Annotated in this window: 11 protein-coding genes; 2 read left to right on the plus strand and 9 right to left on the minus strand. The window is 70.1% G+C overall.

Annotated elements, in window-relative coordinates; genetic code table 11:
* Nucleotides 1-17: 17 nt before the first annotated feature.
* On the minus strand, nt 18-1610 hold the full coding sequence (locus ACFV61_RS12175) for a HAMP domain-containing protein (protein WP_380491436.1): 1593 nt from the start codon (nt 1608-1610) through the stop codon (nt 18-20).
* A complete protein-coding gene (locus ACFV61_RS12180) occupies nt 1600-2361 on the minus strand; it encodes a response regulator transcription factor (RefSeq protein WP_380491438.1) in 762 nt (253 codons plus the stop codon). The genes ACFV61_RS12175 and ACFV61_RS12180 overlap by 11 nt, the downstream gene beginning before the upstream one ends.
* A 144-nt stretch (nt 2362-2505) precedes the next feature.
* Here ACFV61_RS12180 and ACFV61_RS12185 point away from each other — a divergent pair, with 144 nt between their 5' ends.
* Together ACFV61_RS12185 and ACFV61_RS12190 are read left to right on the plus strand one after the other, a co-directional pair.
* Nucleotides 2506-3471: a M20/M25/M40 family metallo-hydrolase gene (locus ACFV61_RS12185; protein WP_380491440.1), complete on the plus strand. Its 966-nt coding sequence runs from the start codon at nt 2506-2508 to the stop codon at nt 3469-3471.
* Between the two features lie 23 nt (nt 3472-3494).
* Complete coding sequence (locus ACFV61_RS12190; RefSeq protein WP_380491442.1) at nt 3495-4937, plus strand: M1 family metallopeptidase; 1443 nt, start codon at nt 3495-3497, stop codon at nt 4935-4937.
* Between the two features lie 42 nt (nt 4938-4979).
* Here the strand turns inward: ACFV61_RS12190 and ACFV61_RS12195 are convergent, their stop codons facing one another.
* The 7 genes from ACFV61_RS12195 to ACFV61_RS12225 all read right to left on the minus strand — a co-directional run bounded on the left by ACFV61_RS12195 (nt 4980) and on the right by ACFV61_RS12225 (nt 17339).
* Nucleotides 4980-6245, minus strand: a complete 1266-nt coding sequence (locus ACFV61_RS12195) for a hypothetical protein (RefSeq protein WP_063349692.1) — start codon at nt 6243-6245, stop codon at nt 4980-4982.
* Nucleotides 6245-6667, minus strand: coding sequence for a hypothetical protein (locus ACFV61_RS12200; protein ID WP_380491444.1), 423 nt, complete (start codon nt 6665-6667; stop codon nt 6245-6247). The genes ACFV61_RS12195 and ACFV61_RS12200 overlap by 1 nt, the downstream gene beginning before the upstream one ends.
* A 196-nt stretch (nt 6668-6863) precedes the next feature.
* On the minus strand, nt 6864-7235 hold the full coding sequence (locus ACFV61_RS12205; RefSeq protein WP_380491446.1) for a hypothetical protein: 372 nt from the start codon (nt 7233-7235) through the stop codon (nt 6864-6866).
* Nucleotides 7236-7347: 112 nt separating this feature from the next.
* Nucleotides 7348-7758, minus strand: a complete 411-nt coding sequence (locus ACFV61_RS12210; protein WP_380491448.1) for a hypothetical protein — start codon at nt 7756-7758, stop codon at nt 7348-7350.
* A 936-nt stretch (nt 7759-8694) separates the two neighbouring features.
* The gene (locus ACFV61_RS12215; protein WP_380491450.1) at nt 8695-9597 is read right to left on the minus strand and encodes an RHS repeat-associated core domain-containing protein; all 903 of its coding nucleotides are present in this window, start codon (nt 9595-9597) and stop codon (nt 8695-8697) included.
* A gap of 230 nt (nt 9598-9827) precedes the next feature.
* Nucleotides 9828-10301 carry a hypothetical protein gene (locus ACFV61_RS12220; protein WP_380491452.1) on the minus strand — a complete coding sequence of 158 codons (474 nt, stop codon included), beginning with the start codon at nt 10299-10301 and terminating at the stop codon, nt 9828-9830.
* A gap of 6 nt (nt 10302-10307) precedes the next feature.
* Nucleotides 10308-17339 (minus strand): RHS repeat-associated core domain-containing protein, encoded by a 7032-nt coding sequence (locus ACFV61_RS12225; protein WP_380491454.1) that lies wholly within the window; start codon nt 17337-17339, stop codon nt 10308-10310.
* Nucleotides 17340-17382 lie beyond the last annotated feature (43 nt).

The following is a 17382-nucleotide window of genomic DNA, read 5'->3' on the forward strand; positions in this document are numbered from 1 at the left end:
CGCGGGGCGCCCCCGCGCTACTCCGCCGCCCCGCCCCCCCCCCGCGCCCCCCCCCACGCCCCGCCCCCACACCACGCCCCGGCGGTCCTCTCCGCGGCCGCTCCGCCCCCCGCCGCCCCCACGCCCGACGCCTGCGCCCGGGCGCCGTGCGCGGTGGCGACCTGGGCCAGCAGGTCCTCGACGTCCACGGGCTCGCGGTGCAGGGCCAGTTCACCGGCGTCGGCGTCGGCGAGGTCCCGCAGGTCGTCGATCAGGTGCTGGAGTTGCAGGGCCTCCTCCAGCAGCGAACTCGTCAGGGCGCCGTCGGCGGTGACGACGCCGTCCTCGACGGCCTCCAGCCAGCCGCGGATGTTGCTGAGCGGGGTGCGCAGCTCGTGCGCGATGTCGCCGACCATCGCCCGGCGCAGTTCCTCCAGCTGTTCGCGGCGCTGCGCCATGGCGTTGAAGGCGGCGGCGAGTCCGGCGATCTCGTCGCGGCCGGTCGCGGACACCCGGGCGGAGAGGTCCCCGTCGGCCATCCGCCGGGCGGCGCGTGTGAGCGCGTTCAGCGGCCGGGAGAGCCGCAGGCCGACGATCGTGGTGATCGCCACGGTGACCACCAGCACCAGCGCGGCGACCTCGGCGACCCGCCCGCGGTGCGGGGCGGACAGCGCGGGGGCCTGGTCCGCCGCGCCGGCGGGCGCGCCGACGAACAGCAGCACGGGCGGCGCCACGTACCGGACGAGCTGCTGCCGGCGGGAGTTGGCGAGGCAGGCGGAGATCACCTGCTCCTGCTCCCGGTCGCGGGCCGGGGCCCACTGCAGCCCCAGGGACAGCGTCACGGGCCGGATCTGCTGGCGCTCCAGGCAGGCGTTGACGAGCGCGGTGAGGTCGGCGAGGGCGGCGCTCTCGGTGCGGGTCGGGGCGTCCAGCACCAGCGGGGGCGCGCAGCGCACGCCGAGCGGCCGGCCACCGGGGACGCTCACCACGGGGCGGCCGGCGGCGTCGTCGGTGACGGTCGCCTCGACGCCCAGTTCCGACCGCAGGCAGCCGGCCCGGTTCCGCGCGGCCTCCTCCATGGCCGCGCGCTCGGCGGTCGTCAGCCGGAACGGGCCCACGGCGCGGGCGTCGATCCGGTCGGCCGGGGCGTCGGGCAGCATGGCGAGGTCGACGGAGAGCGGGTCGACGGTGGTGGTGGGCGTCCGGGGCAGCACCGTCCGGTCGGCGGCGCCCGGGGGCGGCGCCGACGACGTGGCGGCCGACGGTGTGGCGCCCGGTGACCCGAGTGCGGTGGCGGCCGACGGCGGTGACCCGGGTGCGGCGGCCGCGGAGTCGACGACCGGCTCGAAGCGCGGAGTGGTCAGCAGGATGCGCTGCCCGGTGTCGGCGGCGAGCCGCCGCACGGTGCTCTCCGCGCCCGTCCAGTCGGGGTGGGTCGCGGCGTAGCCGAGCAGTTCGTGGTAGATCCGGGCCTGATCCGCGAGGACCTGGCGCTGCTCCTGCCTGATCGCGCCCGTCGTGGTGCGGGCGGTCAGCCAGGCCGTCGCGGCGATCGAACAGAGCGAGACCAGGGCGGAGAGGGCGAGCAGCCGGACCAGCAGGCTGCGGCGCGGCGGGGCGTCACGACGCACCGCGCGGCCCCTCCGCGAGCTTGTAGCCGATGCCGTAGACCGTCAGCAAGCGGGTGGGGCGGCGCGGTTGGGGCTCGATCTTGCGGCGCAGGTTCATCACGTGGGTGTCGACGGTCCGGGTGGTGATGTACCGGTCGATGCCGTGCAGGTGCTCCAGCAGCTGGGCCCGGGTGAAGACCCGGCCGGGCTGGGCGGCCAACACCTGGAGCAGCCGGAACTCGCCGGGCGTGCAGCTGACGGGCCGTCCGTCGGCGGTGACCTCGTGGCGCAGGGGGTCGATGGTGAGGGCCCCTGCGGTCAGCACGGCCGGCGGCGCGGCGGCGGGCGGCGCGGCCGGCGCCATGGTGGGCGCGGCCGCTGGCGCGGGAGCGCCCGGGGTCAGCGGCCGGGACCCGCGGCGCAGCAGGGCCCGGACCCGGGCGACGAGCTCGCGCGGGCTGTACGGCTTGGTGAGGTAGTCGTCGGCGCCGAGGTCGAGGCCGAGCAGCAGGTCCTCCTCGGCGGTGCGGGCCGTCAGCATCAGTACCGGCAGGGCGGATTCGGCGCGCAGGGCGCGGCAGACGTCGAGCCCGTCCATGACGGGCATCATCACGTCGAGGACCAGGAGGTCCGCCGGGCCGCGCCGGGCCTGTTCCAGCGCGGCCCGGCCGTCGTGGACGACGACCACGCGGTGCCCTTCCCGCTCCAGGTACAGGCGGGCCAGGTCGGCCTGCTTGGGATCGTCCTCGGCGACCACGACATGTGCGCACATGAGGATGATCGTAAGTCGCCCTCCGGAAGCACCCCTACCGGTTCCCGACAGCCTCTCGACAAGTTCCTGACATCGACGGACCAGGGTGGGTCGAGTCCGCCGGGGGAAGCCCCCCCGGCCCCGCCTCCGAAAGGCTCCCGCGTGATGCCCTCCCGCCGTCTGGTGTCCCTCGCCGCCCACGTCCTCGGGGCCGCCCTGCTGCTGTCCACCGTCCCCGCCGTCGCGGCGACGGCCGCCGAGCGCAGGCCCGCCCCCGCCGCGCCCACCGTCGAGGCGGCCGAGGTGATGCCGCACCTCCAGGCCCTGCAGCGGATCGCGGACCGCAACGGCGGCAACCGCGCGCACGGCACCAAGGGGTACGCGGAGTCGGTGGCCTACATGAAGCACGCGCTGGACCGGGCCGGCTTCCAGACGCAGCTGCGCCGCTTCTCCCACGACGGCAAGGACGGCTACAACCTGATCGCCGACTGGCAGGGCGGCGACCCCGACCACGTGCTGCTCACCGGCGCCCACCTGGACAGCGTCACGATGGGCCCGGGGATCAACGACAACGGCTCCGGCTCGGCGGCCGTCCTGACCACCGCCCTCCAGGTGGCCAAGGCCAAGCTGAAGCCCGAGCGGCACCTGCGCTTCGCCTGGTGGGGGGCGGAGGAGCTGGGGATGGTCGGTTCGGCGGACTACGTCAAGAACCTGTCCGCCGGCGACCGCAAGGCCATCGACCTGTACCTCAACCTCGACCAGGCGGGCAGCAAGAACCTCCAGCAGTACCTGCTGGTGAAGGACGCGAAGAACAACGAGACCGCGGCCTTCCAGGCCTTCGAGAAGTGGTTCACCGACCGCGGCCTGGCCACCTTCGACATCCCGCTGGACAGCTCCGACAGCCAGCCGTTCGGGGACGCGGGCATCCCGTCGTCCGGCTTCAGCAGCGGCGTCTCGGACTGCATCCACAGCGCGTGCGACAACCTCGCCAACGTCGACCCCGCGACGCAGGCGACCAGCACCAACGCCATGATCGGCGTGGTCTGGCAGTTCGCCACCACCAAGCCCGCCCCCGCCAAGCCCGCCGCCCCCACCGACCCGGCCACCGTCCCCGCCGCCCCCCGGTCCTGACCGCCCGCCCCCAGGAGCCACAGATGCGCACACCGCTGAGTCGCCACCGCCGCAAGGCCGTCACCCTGGTGGCCGCCGCCACCGCCCTCGGCGTCGCCCTGACCGCCGCCCCCGCGGGAGCGGCCGGCATCGGGGACCCGTACTTCCCCGAGGACGGCAACACCGGCTACGACGTGGCGAACTACGACGTCCGGATCGCCTACGACCCGGCGCACCCCGACCAGTTGAACGGCGACACGACCGTCACCGCCCGGGCCCTGCAGTCGCTGGACCGCCTCTCCCTGGACCTCAAGGGCTTCCAGGTCACCTCGGTCACCGTGAACGGCACCCCGGCCAAGTCGTTCTCCCGCTCCGGCACGCACAAGCTGGACATCGTGCCCGCCCGCCGGGTGACCGGCGGCGCCACCTTCGCGGTGCGGGTGGTGTACGCAGGCAAGCCCGACCCCGAGGGCTGGCACCAGCTGGTGTCCGGCGGCGTCAACGCGATGGGCGAGCCGCACTCGGCGACCTCCTGGTTCCCGTCCAACGACCACCCGTCCGACAAGGCCACCTTCTCGCTCGCCGCGACCGTCCCCGACGGCTGGACCGCCATCGGCAACGGCCGGCCCGGCCAGACCACCAGCAAGGACGGCTCGACGACCTTCCGCTGGCGCGAGGACAAGCCGATGGCGACCTACCTCAGCACCGTCGCCATCGACAAGTTCACCGTCCACCGCTCGGCGCTGCCCGACGGGACGCCGGTCATCACCGCCTACGGCCCGGACGTGCCGATCGACGACATGGCCAAGGCGACCGAGGCCCAGCAGCCCGAGATCATCGCCTTCCTGGCCTCCAAGTTCGGCCCGTACCCGTTCTCCTCCGCGGGCGCCATCGTCCGCAGCTGGACCAAGGAGACGGGCACCGGCGCGCCGGACCTGGAGACCCAGAGCCGGCCCACCTACACCAACTACTTCTGGGACTCCGCGGCGGTCCACGAGATCACCCACCAGTGGTTCGGCGACAGCGTCTCGTTCACCGACTGGCGCGACGGCTGCATCGCCGAATGCGTCGCCCAGTACGCCAACCAGCTGTGGGACGAACACCAGGGCAGCAACCTCGACACCGGCTTCTACGCCCCCGGCGTCGAGGAGAACCGGAACAAGCCGGAGTACTGGTCCACCAAGCTCTACGACCCCGGGCAGGGCAAGGAACTCGCCTCGGCCCTCTACTTCAAGGGCTCCCTGATGATGCACGCCCTGCGGCGCACCGTCGGAGACGACACGTTCTTCGCCACCCTCAAGCGCTGGACCGCCGACCACGCCTACGGCAACGCCTCCTTCCCCCAGTTCGAGGCCCTCGCCGCCAAGGTCTCCGGCAAGGACCTCAAGGGCTTCTTCGACGCCTGGGCCCACGGCACCACGATCCCGGCGAAGGAATACCTCTACCCCGGCCCCCTGGCCCCCCTCGCCCCGGCAGGCAGCCGGTAACACCCCCGTCCCCGCGCCGACGCCAGCCCTCCTGATGCCCCATCAGGAGGGCTGGCGCACGCCCGGGCTGAGCTCCTCCAGGACGATGTCGGAGACGGTCCTCGGCTGCGGGCGGTGCGGAACCGAGGTGCCGCCGTGCGTCGGCCTGAAGTCGCCGACGGGGGCCGGGAAGTGGCCCATCTCGTGGAACAGGCCCGAGAGGTCCGTGTCCTGCGGCGGCAGCGGCGGCAGCTCATGGGGCAGGTCCCCGACCGGGACGAGCTCGATCTCCGACGGGCCGCCCCCTGGCGTGCCGTCCCCCGTCGTACCGCCGCGCGGTGGGCGCGGGCCCTCCAACCGGCCGTTCAGCCAGCCCTCGATGTGGTCGCCCGGCGAGATGGAGAACTTGTTCCCGGGGTTCATCACCCCGTGCCGCCACCCCCACGCCCCGGCGAACGCGCCGTTGGCCGCGCCGGAGACGTAGTCGCCCGACAACCCGAACACCGCATCCTGCGCCGCGCCTTCGGCCATCCCGGTCAGCGCCCCGTAGCCGGTGTTCCAGACCAGCCCGGCCGCGCCCTTGGCGAACGCGCCGGCCTCCTTGCCGGTCAGCGAGGTGAAGCCCTTCCCGAGCCCCTTGCCCAAACCCTTGCCCAGCCCCTTGCCGAGCCACCCGGCACCGACACCGACCGCGCCGCCCACCGCCCCGTTGACGGCGGCCGTGCCCAGCTCGCCGCCGTCGATCGACGTGCGGTGGCCCTGGCCCAGCTCGATCACCTGGGCCAGCAGGTCGAAGCCCACCTGGGCCAGCACCGACTCGGCGACCCGGGTCACCGCACTGATCAGCGCCTTGCGCAGGAAGGCCCACACCAGGGCCCTGGTGAAGGCGATCTCCACGGGCGCCGCCTCGGCCCCGCCGAAAAGGAACAACGCTGCGTCGATGGCCAGTTGAACGGCCAGGACCACCAGCGCACCGATGATCTCGATGCGCAGGGTCTCGATCTGGTTCGCCAGGTTGTGCAGCGCGTCGGCGGCGGCGTCGCAGCACTGGGCGATGAGCGGCAGCGCGGCGTCGTCGGCGACGGCGAGCCTGGCCAGATAGGCGTCGAACGCGTCCCTGGTGGCACCGCTCAGACCCTGGTCGAGCTGGGACTTGGCGTCCGCCAGGTCCAGGACACAGGCACGGATCGACTTCGCCGCCTCGGTCCAGGCATCCGCCTCGGCCCGCAGCGCACTCTCGTTCCCCGTGGGCCACTTGTTCCCCACCAGGATCATCAGCAGGTTCTGCAACCCGTCCGGCAGCGAGGCGTTGGGGGCGTCGACCGCCATCACGCGCCGCCGCTACCGGGCACCGGGAACGTCCAGGCGAGTTCCGTGGCGTGCTCGTCGGCCTTCTCGAACGTGCTGCGAGTGGCGCCTAGGGCATCGGCCAGCTTGCGCAAGGTGTCCGGCAGCGCCTGCACCGCCTTCAGCAGATCGTCCCGCGGCTGGGCGAAGACCTGGTCGAAGCCCTGCCCGAGCGCCGGATCATCCCCCCAGGGCGCCGCGCCGGACAGGGCCGCAGAACTCAGCGCCGTCCAGGCAGCAGCCATGCCGTCAGCCGCCCGCCCCGCATCCGCCCCGGCCTTGCCCACCAACGCGAAGTCGACCACCAGCGTCCCGTCCAGAGCCGGCAGCTGCGGCACCGCCGGCCCGCCGTACGGCGGCACCCCGGTAGGCGCATTGCGGTAACCACCAGTGGGACCAGGCACATCAGGCAACGGAGGACTCGGCACCCACCCACCTCACCCGACCCCACCCCGGACCTCGACCACTCTTGACGACATCCCAACGATCACCACCCCACTCCTGACACCCCCCTGACGCCCCCGGACCCCGCGTCGCCCATGCTCCATTGCGAGAGCCGCCCCATCCGACACATCGGATGGGGCGGCTCTCGAAACGGACCTACTGCCGAAGGAACGCGGCGAACGACACGCCACCGTCGTCCGCATCGGTCAGCTGCAACCACTCCTCACCTTGGTCCTTGCCGTACTGGAAGAACCCCTCGCACCTCAGATCGCCGTCGACGGAGACCAATTGGGCGACCGCGCCAGGTCCGGCGTCGGAAAGCGTCCCGTACTTCCAGGTGCCGGTGAACTTCACCACGGTCGAGGACTTCTTTCCACGACACATGGCGGGGAGCAGGCTCACCTCGCCGAGCTTGCCGCCCTCCAGGAACTGAATCGAAGCAACGGGCGCCTTCCAGGACCCGATGACAGCCGGGACAGGATCCTTCGCCACCGTGCACGAAACCGCCAGCGGCAGAGCCGATGCCACACAGACAGCCAGAACAGGCAGCCTCCCACGTCCACGCACCCGGCTCGGCCTCTGCATCCCGATCACTCCCACCCCGTTCCATACCGCCAGGAATCGAATCCACCGCGACATCTCAGTCCTTCTTCATGACGAACCCCTGATCGACCAGCACCCACAGGTCCTTTCCGTTCTCCTCGGCCGTCAGCCAGAAGCGACAACTACCGCTCCCATCCTTCCGGGTCGCGTCCACGTAGACCCCCGGCCCCACGTCATCGAGAACCGACTTCTTCCAGCGCCCCTCAATCTCCGTCGACTGTTCCCGGTCCACCAAGGCAGCGCTGCACACACGGGCCGGCACTTGTGCCGATCCGACCCGCCCTTCCGGAAGAAGCTCGACAGCCGCCGCTCCTCCGGCCCACCGTCCGACCGGATCAGGCACCTCAGGCCCGGAAGGTCGGACCGTCATCCACACGGCCCAGCCCAACCCGAGGACACCCAGCAACCCGCCGACCACACTCCACAGGACAATTCGCTGCCCCTTCACGCACCCTCCATCAAACGATCTGGCAGCGAGGCCGTCTCGAAGACCGCCCCGCCCCCTCAGAAGCCACGCGCCACCATCTGCGACAGTCCGAACAGGTCAGCGCAGGATCGCCTTGACGGCCATGCCGAGGGCCGACGCAGGACCCGGCCCCACGAGTCAGCTGAGCGCCCCATCCGGAAACCGGATGGGGCGCTCATGGCACAGACCTACTGGCTACCCAAAGCCGACGGACTACTGTCGGGCGAACGGTCCTTGACCGGCGTCCACGCCAGTCATCGTCAGCCACCGCGCACGAAGCTGCCAGCGGCAGTGCGGCCACCGTACAAACGGTAAGCCATACGCCTTCCACCGGCACACACTCGAGTGAGCACCAAGATTCCTGCCACTCCCCCCTCCCTTCCATGATCCCCCACTCGTGGCGGGCTCGCCGAGCGATTACTCGATGAGCCCCATCAGGATTGAACGGGAAGTTACCGTAAGTGCCCAGAATAAACATCTGGGTCCCCGATGCGCATCACGCGCCCGGGGGCCCAGATGTCGCAAGATCAGGATCTAGGAGCAGGCGCGGGCATCACTACCATTGCGTAGATCACACCGAGTGCGCTCATCAGCAGGAAGGGCCAAGCACCCGCAAGGAGATAGAGCAGTGGGGGCAGAGCAAACAACACGGCAGCCACCCCTCGAACATTCCTCCCCCTGGCCGCCCAAAAAGAGACCAGGAAGAGAAAGAACAGTGTGGGGACAGTTATTGTGAGCGAGATGAGCGCCAGCAGCTTGAGGCTATCCAGGGAGTCGGCTCGAGAGAATCCATTGGCGTCATGCCCTCCGGGCGCAAATGCTGAAAGAACGAGCATAAAAACGCACACGGGAGCCACGCACACCGCAAGATATCTCAGCAGCGCCCGACTGAACCACCGGCCGACTCGATTAAATCTGTTAATCAGCACCCTGATAGACACCCGCCATTCTGGTAGGCACGGCCCGAAGGCGAGAAGAGGGATGACGCAAACGGAACTGCAAGCAGACCAGGATCTCCCTCTCTTTCGCTGGAACTATCCGCGGCGGCACCCAGACATTCCTCGTAGTCGGATGGCGCGACGTGCCGCCAATTACCGTATCGTGATGCCCCGCCACAGTTGACGGCATCACGGTAAACGTTGCGCCACCGGTATCGGCATCCCAGAAAACCTCCAGGGCCATGCCGGTGGGGTCGGTCTTGTTGACCGGGTCATTGTTGCTGTACACGTAAGCGTTCCACTGCTGCGGGTCGTTGGGCAGGAGCAGTGGGTCCGGGCTGAGGAAGCGGCCGGTGCTGGGCTGGTATTGGCGCGCGCCGAGGTTGGTGAAGCCGGTGGCGTCGTCCTTGAGGCCTCCCACGTAGCCCTTGTCGCCGGCCCAGGCGGTGGTGCTGGAGGTGGTGCCGCGCGGGGCGCCGAAGGGGTCGGTGGGGCGACGGGTCTCGACGAGGCTGTCGCGGCCGATGGACAGGGTGTTGGTGCCGTGGTGGTCGGCGAACTGGTACGTGAGCTTGGTCGGGCTCTCGCGGACCAGGGTGATGCCGCCGGGGATGCTGTAGTAGCGGGTACCGGTGCTGGTCTTGGTACCGGTGTCGTAGGTGAGTTCGTCGCCGCCGCCGAGGTTGACGGTGACCTTGCCGGGGTTGCGGCGGATCAGCTGGTTGCCGTCGGCGTCGTAGACGTACGTCGTGACGGCCGAACCCTGGGCGAGTGAGGCGAGCTTGCCCTCGACGTCCCAGGTCAGCGTGGATGCGTTGGCCGAGTCGGCGGCATTCCAGGTGGAGGTGCCCCACTTGGAATTCCAACCGGGCGCTGTAGCCATCGCTCTCCGAGCCCCTACATCCCGGAGAAGCCCCGCTGCGCGCTCCCCCGGCGACTGGCCGCCCCGCCTGGCCACCGCTCCTTTCCGCTCCTCCCGTAGACAGATCTCTCGGTCACCCCCGGAGTAGCAGTCCCGCAGCACCACGAAGACCCCCGACCCCGCGTCGCCCATGCTCCATTACGAGAGCCGCCCCATCCGACACATCGGATGGGGCGGCTCTCGAAACGGACCTACTGCCGAAGGAACGCGGCGAACGGCACGCCGCCATCGTCCGCATCGGTCAGTCGCAACCGCTCCTCACCTTGGCGCTTGACGTACTGGAAGAACCGCTCGCACCTCAGATCGCCGTCGACGGAGACCAATTGGGCGACCGCGCCAGGTCCAGCATCGGAAAGCGTCCCGTACTTCCAGGTGCCGGTGAACTTCACCACGGTCGGAGACTTCCCTCCACGACACATGGCGGGGAGCAGGCTCACCTCGCCGAGCTTGCCGCCCTCCAGGAACTGGATCGAAGCGACGGGCGCCTTCCAGGACCCAATAACAGCCGGGACAGGCTCCTTCGCCACCGTGCACGAAGCCGCCAGCGGCAGAGTACAGACCAGAGAGACGGTCAGGGCACGCAGCCCTTTCCGGGTGCACACCCGGCCCGACCTCAAGGACACAATCACCCGATATCTCCGTTCCAGACGTATCAGATACTGCACAGCGTTCTACTCGAAATCGCTCGGGCGGGCAAAGTCATTCGAGGCAATATACCTCCTCGCCTCATCGAGGATCGCCGTCTTGAGTTTCGAGTCAGAGACCCCGGCGTTCGCCGCACCGATCCTCTCGCCCATCTTCCGACCGTACTCGTTGTTCACCAGGTCGGAAATGTGGTCGGCGTAGTCATGGCCTTCCCTCACGCCGAACGCCTCGTGGGCATCAGCCACCATCTCGGCGTCCTGACGCCCGTATTTGGCCGTGATCATGGCTTGCCAGACGAAGTGCCGGAGCGCGTTCCCCTTGGGAGACTCGTCGCCATCGTCTTCGGGGTACTCCTTCTTCGGAGCCGCCCCGGCCCAACCCGTGATCGCCTTCACATCAAGGCAGTCGAGCGCCCCGATGTAGGCACAGACCATCAACTCGGACTTCTTGGCCTGGCCCGTCGCGAACGAGTCGTACGGCTGCGCTCCCGGGATCTGGGTCTGCCCGGGCTGCGTTTCGTACTTGAACTGGGTGTTCTTCTTGTACTCGTTCTCTAGTTCAAAGCCATAAGCTCGGCGTGCAGCCGCCTTCTCCGCCTCAACATTGGACGGCATGCTGCCGACCCAACCCTGCCCCAGTGGAAGCCCCTTGGCAATCCTGAACCGCACGTACCCAGCGTGTCGGGCAGGCTGTTCCTTCTGGATCTGCGCGACGATCTTCTGGTAGTTCTCGCCCTCGCCCTCAATCTTGGTGCCCATGTTGGAGCACTTGGCCATCCCGCTGGCGCACTCCTCCAGGGCCATGCCGGTGGGGTCGGTCTTGTTGACCGGGTCGTTGTTGCTGTACACGTAGGCGTTCCACTGCTGCGGGTCCGCAGGCAGGAGTAGCGGGTCCGGGCTGAGGAAGCGGCCGGTGCTGGGCTGGTATTGGCGCGCGCCGAGGTTGGTGAAGCCGGTGGCGTCGTCCTTGAGGCCTCCCACGTAGCCCTTGTCGCCGGCCCAGGCGGTGGTGCTGGAGGTGGTGCCGCGGGGGGCGCCGAAGGGGTCGGTGGGGCGGCGGGTCTCGACGAGGCTGTCGCGGCCGATGGACAGGGTGTTGGTGCCGTGGTGGTCGGCGAACTGGTACGTGAGCTTGGTCGGGCTCTCGCGGACCAGGGTGATGCCGCCGGGGATGCTGTAGTAGCGGGTACCGGTGCTGGTCTTGGTACCGGTGTCGTAGGTGAGTTCGTCGCCGCCGCCGAGGTTGACGGTGACCTTGCCGGGGTTGCGGCGGATCAGCTGGTTGCCGTCGGCGTCGTAGACGTACGTCGTGACGGCCGAACCCTGAGCGAGTGAGGCGAGCTTGCCCTCGACGTCCCAGGTCAGCGTGGAGGCGTTGGCCGAGTCGGCGGCGTTCCAGGTGGAGGTGCCCCACTTGGAATTCCAACCGGGCGCGTAGACGATGAACTTGCCGTCGTCCTGGACGGTCGCGAAGTAGCCGCTGGCGTTACCCGCCCAGGTCTGCGAGGACCAGAGCGGGACGCGCTGCGGGTCGTAGACGACGAAGTTGCCGTCGTCCTGCATGGTGGCCCAGGCTCCCGGGTGGTTCTGGGTGTTGGTGGACCAGAGGACCTGGCCGGTGCGCAGCGAGCTGAGCACCAGGTTGCCGTCGTCCTGCATGGCGAGTCGGACGCTGTTGGAGCGCACGCTCTCACCGGACTTGAGGACGGACCCGGCGTTGAGGATCTTGATGCCGTTGGGGTTGTTGATCTTCGTGGTGTTGCCGGCCGCGTCGTACTCGTCGGTGCCCTGGGGGGCGGTGGCCGAGCCGTAGGTGTACGTGCCGCCGGCGAGTGCGTGCGGGCCGCCGGTGCCGCCGCCCGTGCCGGCCGCGGTGGTCGGCGTGTTGCGGGTGCCGGGGGTCGGGAAGGTCTGGTCGACCTTCACGTCCTTGGACTGGTCCCCGGCCGGGTTGTGGTCGACGAGCTTGGTGCGGTTGCCGGTCAGGTCGTAGGTGTAGTCCTGCCAGTAGGCGGCGTTGCCACCCACCGTCGTCTTCGAAGGTGCCGAAGCCCCGCTGGTGGGAGTGGAGTTGGCGCAGGCCCCCTGGCCTGCCAGGGACGGGGTGGGCTGGTCGAGCCGCCCGGTGTCGCTCCACGCGGTGGTGAGGCGGCCCAGGTGGTCGTAGGAGAAGCACTGCAGGTCGGTGGCGGCCGGGGTGTTGTTCGGGATGCTCCGGATCGCCGTGATCCGGCCGGCCTGGTTGTAGGCGTAGGTCGTGTTCTGGACCGTGCCGTCGGTGGAGGTCTGCTTGTCGACGTACTGCGTCAGCGGACGTCCGGTGGACACGTCGTAGGTGTTGGTGGTGACGATCTGCCAGCCGAACGGGTTGACGGTGGAACGGATGTTGCGTCCGTAGGCGTCCCAGTCGGACTGACGGAGATAGGTGTCGTCGGCCCCGCCCATGTCGTGCAGCAGGCCGTAGATCTCGTAGTTGTAGCCGATCGACTCGTAGGCGAGGTTGCCGACGGCGGCCCGGTACTCGGTGGTCACGGCGCCGGTGATCGGGTCGTAGACGGTCTCGTACTCGTAGGTCGCCTGCCCGGTCTTGCCGATCTCGCTGCCGGGGATCGACACGGTGGACTTGGTCGGCCGGTATGCCGGGTCCAGCTCCGTGACGGCCTTGGTGTAGGCCGCTCCGCCGGCGCCCCCGACGTACCGGGTGGAGCTGGCGGCCTGGCCCTTGGCGACGGTGTCGTAGGTGTAGCCGGTGAGCTGGTTGGCCGGGTTGACCGTGCTGTTGTAGGTGCCGGTCTTGCGGCCGAGCAGGTCGTAGGTGAGCGCCATCGACTGACCGCGCGCGTCCGTGGTGGTGGCCAGGCGGCCCGCACTGTCGTAGGTGCGGGTCGAGACGCCGGTGTCCGGGTCGTCGGCCTTCACCTGACGGCCGCGCTGGTCGTAGCCGTAGCTCCAGCTGTTCCCGGCGGCGTCGACTCGCGTCGCGGCCAGGCCGCTCGGGGTGTAGGTGTACGTGGTGACGTCGGCGTCGGTCTGCTTGCCGGTAGCGGACGGCGTCTTGTACTGCCACAGCTGGCTGGTGCGGCCGCGGGCGTCCGAGAGGGTGCTGGTCGCGGTGGCGCCGGCCGGCGGCGACACGTCGACCCGGTCGGCGCCCGGGTAGGCGGTGGTCGTGGTGTTCTGCAGCACGCCGAGGGCGATGAACTGCGTGCTCACCGGTCGGCCCATGCCGTCGAAGGCGGTGGAGGTCTGGCCGGGGACGTCGGCGGGGATCGCGTTGAATCGGACCGTGTTCGGACCGGCGGTGTCGTCGTAGTGGGTGTTGAAGGTCCGGCTGGTGCGGCCCTGCGAGTCGTAGAAGGTGTCTGTCAGCAGTCGGCCGTGGTACGCGGAGATGGCCGGGCTGGCCTGGGTCTGGATGGTCCGGGCCAGGCCGTCCATGATCTGGGTGGAGACCGCGTAGCTCGCGTTGGAGCGCAGCGTCCGGCTGGTGACGGTGGACGGCCGGGCTGTGCCGTCCACGGTGTAGTCGAAGGTGTAGTTGGCGCTCGCACTGGTCGCACGGCCCGGGGTCCAGACCGCCTTGAGTCGACCGAGGGAGTCGTACGACTGGGTGACGGTACGGGCGTTGGGGTCGGTGGTGGCGATCGGCAGCGCACGGGCCGGGTTCAGCGTGGTGGTGGTGTTGCGCTTGGCTCCGGCGTCGGGCGCTCCCGCCGGGGCCGGGGTGCCGGTCACGGTCCGGTTGGGCAGCTCGCCCGGGTTCGCCGAGCCGTAGGTCGTGGTCACGGTGGCGCCGTTCGGATTGGCGCTGTCGGTGGCCGTCACGTCGGTGGCGCTGGTGGCGCGGCCGTAGACGTCGTAGGCCGAGGTGCCGGTGGTCACGAACTGAGCCGCGCCGGAGCCGTCGTAGCGGTCCAGCACCTGCGCACCGGTCGGTTCCGCCTTGGCGCCCGCAGAGCCGAACGCCGCACCGTCGTACAGCGTACGGGCGCTGGAGACGGTGTTCGCCGCGGTCGGCGTCGCCGTACAGGCGTTCGCGCCGGAGACGGTCAGCGCCTCGGACACCAGGCCGGTCATGTGCGGGTTCGCGCCGGTGGCGTAGGAGTTGCGGACACAGACGTCGGGCGTGCCGTCCGCGGTGCTGAGGCTGGTCTTGATCCGGTTGCCGTTCGCCGGGTCACTGGTGGTCACCGTCGAGGTGGCCCGGGTTCCGGTGGTGGTCCGGCTGGTCGAGGTGCTGGTCGAGGTAGTGGCCGCGTACCGGGCGACGAGGTCCGGCAGACCGGGCCGCTTGTGGGTCGCGGTGGTCACCGGGCCACTGCTGGTGTTCACGGTGGACGCCTCGGGTGCGGCCGCGTCGGCGTCGACGTAGACGTCGCTCTCCAGCACCCGGCCGGACAGCCAGTCGTCGTCGCGGCGGCCGCCGCTCGTCGGCCCGGATACCGTCACCGAGCGGGCCGATCCGTCCGCCTTCAGATCGCCGTCCATTCCCTGGTGGTAGCTGGTCGACGTCTTGGACTTCGCGCCGTCCTTGCCCGAGCCGGTCACGGCGGTCACCTTGGCGTAGCCGCGGAACTGGTCCCAGGTGCGGGACTTGTCGTCCACCAGGGCGCCGTCGTTGCGGTGCCAGGCGGCCGGTCCGTACTCGTAGGCGGTGACCTTGGTGGCCGAGCCGGCGATGAGATTGGAGTTCGGGTCGACGGTCACCGAGGCGACCGGGTAGCGCAGGAACCAGTCGTCCACCATCGCAGCCACACCCGTGTCGTACCACTTCACGTTGTAGCAGCTCATGGTGTTGCCGTCCGCCGAGGACGGCATCTTGCCCGTGGTGCGCATGCACGATTCGCGGTTGTAGTCCACCGCGATCGTGCCACCGGTCTCGACGGTGATCACCTCGATCCGCGGCCGGTAGTAGCGCGGGCGGGCCGGAACGAGGCCGTCCACCCGGTTGGGCAGCATCAGGTCCGCGAAGGTGACCTCCGGCAAGGCCTGGTCGGTCTGCCCGTTGAAGGTGTCCTTGCCGATGCGCTTGACCGCCTGGAGCCACGGGATCTGCGTGTTCTCATCGGAATTGGCCGGCTTCTTGAACGTGTGCGTGAGCTCGTAGCGGTCCACCGGGCGGTACGAGCCGCCGGAGCGGATCGAGGTGGTGACGGCGTTCAGCCACCTGGTCGACCAGTAGGTCGGTCCGTAGCTGGAGCAGGTGCCCTGCTCGGCGCACTGCTTGTCGAGCGGCACGTCCGGCCAGTTGGCCGCGTTGGCCGAGGTCCGCTGCGCGGGGTCGCAGGCCGCCGCGCCCGAGACGCAGCGCTCGCCCGTCTCGAAGTCGATCTTCGCGGCGGGCTGATGGGCACCGTTCGCACCGAGCTGATCGGAGAGCAGCTGCCCGTAGCCGATCGAGGCGAGCGTGCCGCCGCGGGTGTACGAGGAGTTCACACCACTGCCGCGGTTCTGGCCGCCACCGCGGGCGTACCAGTTGGCCTCCGGCGCGTAGGTGTAGGTGGTCAGGTTGTTGTGGACGTCGACGACGTAGTCGAGGTTCCAGCGCCATGCCGTCTGGCACCAGGAGCCCTTGGCCTTGGCCGCGTCGTAGCACGGGTCACCCGCGTTCGGCGAGTAGACCGGAACCGTCCAGGCCGACTTGCTCTCCGGGCCGGTGCTGGTCGGCGTACCGGACGCGGAGGGCAGGTGGTTGAGGCCGAAGTAGTAGACCGTGCCGGAGCTGTCGGTGATCTTGAGGTACGACCCGTTCCAGGTGCCGTTGTCTGCGCCGGTGAGGAACTCGACCTTGGTCCCGTCGTCGTTCCTCAACCGCCAGGTGCACGTGGACTGCTCGGACTTGGCGTCACCGGACACGCAGGGGTCGTTGGGCACGAGCTCGCCCGAGTGGCCGCCCAACGACAGGGTCAGGTTCGCCCCGCCCCAGCACTGGTCGCCGGATCCGGCGATCCCGGCCTTGTCGCACGCCTTGTAGGAGCGCTCGACGAAGCCCGAGCTGAAGTCCCAGCCGTCACCGATCCAGGACGCCTGGGAGTTGGTCGACGAGGTCCTCCCGTCGACCGCCGCCGAGTCGTATCCCAGTGCCACCTGGGGCGCCGCGCCGCCGAGCGACGGCGGGGACTGGACCGGGTAGCTGTACGTGAACGAGCCCGACGAACTGCCGGCCGTCCACGCCTGGCTCGCGGAGAGCGAGGTCGCGCTGTAGGTGCCGAGGCCGCTGGACGGGGTGCCCTCGGCCGCCAGCACCATCGTCGCCGGGGCTGCGAGCGCTGGGCCGCCGGACGGCGCCTGGTCCCCGGACTTCGACTCGGCTCGCGACCCCTTCGCCGGAGCGGCGTCGACGGCGGGCAGATCGATGTCGGCGACGAGCTTCTTCGCCTCCGCGTCGTAGTGCGAGGGCACCGGCGTGCGGGCCAGGCAGCCGGCCACCTCGGGCGTGGTCAGTGAACACGCGGGCAGCGACACCAGCTGTGCCCGCTCGGCGAAGCCACCGCCGAACCCGGCACCGGACAGATCCAGGCCCAGCCGCACCTTCGTCGCGTCCGTCTGCTCGGCGCGCTCCAGCGTGACCAGGGCTCCCTGCACACCGGCGGCGCCGGCGGCCTTCGCGTCGGCGACACTCACCTTGACCGGCGGATTGGCCGGACCGGCGCCCGTGCCCGGGGCAGCACCCGAGGCCTCCGGCGCGGTATCCGGCGCGACAGGCGCCAGCCACACCGGCAGGTCACCGGCCCGTTTCGAGGCCCCGGCCGCCGACTCCCGCACCTCGGCACCGTCCGGACCCTTGCGCACGGCCTTCGCACCGGGCGCCGGCGCGGGATCCAGCAGGGCGACAGCCGAGCCCGAGGCACTCTTCGGAGTGCCCTTCGGCGGCACCCAGTCCGGTGAACCCTTCTTCGCCGGTACCGACTTCGGCTCCTCCGGCGAGCCCGGCACGGAAGCCGTCTTCGGCAGCGGAGTACCCGGCGGCGACCAGATCTTGTCCTTGTCCGCCACCGGCGCAGCCAGCGCCGGGACGACAGGTGACACAAGAGCACTCAGCACGGTCAAAGCGCTCACAAAAGCGACACGAGAGCTTCGACGCCGCCCTGGTGGCGGCGCT

This window comes from Kitasatospora sp. NPDC059817 (assembly GCF_042731835.1).
GTDB lineage: Bacteria > Actinomycetota > Actinomycetes > Streptomycetales > Streptomycetaceae > Kitasatospora.

Coding starts and splice junctions, on each gene's coding strand:
- ACFV61_RS12180 (WP_380491438.1), bottom strand. CDS start 2,361: ATGTGCGCACATGTCGTGGTCGCCGAGGACGATCCCAAGCAGGCCGAC.
- ACFV61_RS12185 (WP_380491440.1), top strand. CDS start 2,506: ATGCCCTCCCGCCGTCTGGTGTCCCTCGCCGCCCACGTCCTCGGGGCC.
- ACFV61_RS12190 (WP_380491442.1), top strand. CDS start 3,495: ATGCGCACACCGCTGAGTCGCCACCGCCGCAAGGCCGTCACCCTGGTG.
- ACFV61_RS12195 (WP_063349692.1), bottom strand. CDS start 6,245: ATGGCGGTCGACGCCCCCAACGCCTCGCTGCCGGACGGGTTGCAGAAC.
- ACFV61_RS12215 (WP_380491450.1), bottom strand. CDS start 9,597: ATGGCTACAGCGCCCGGTTGGAATTCCAAGTGGGGCACCTCCACCTGG.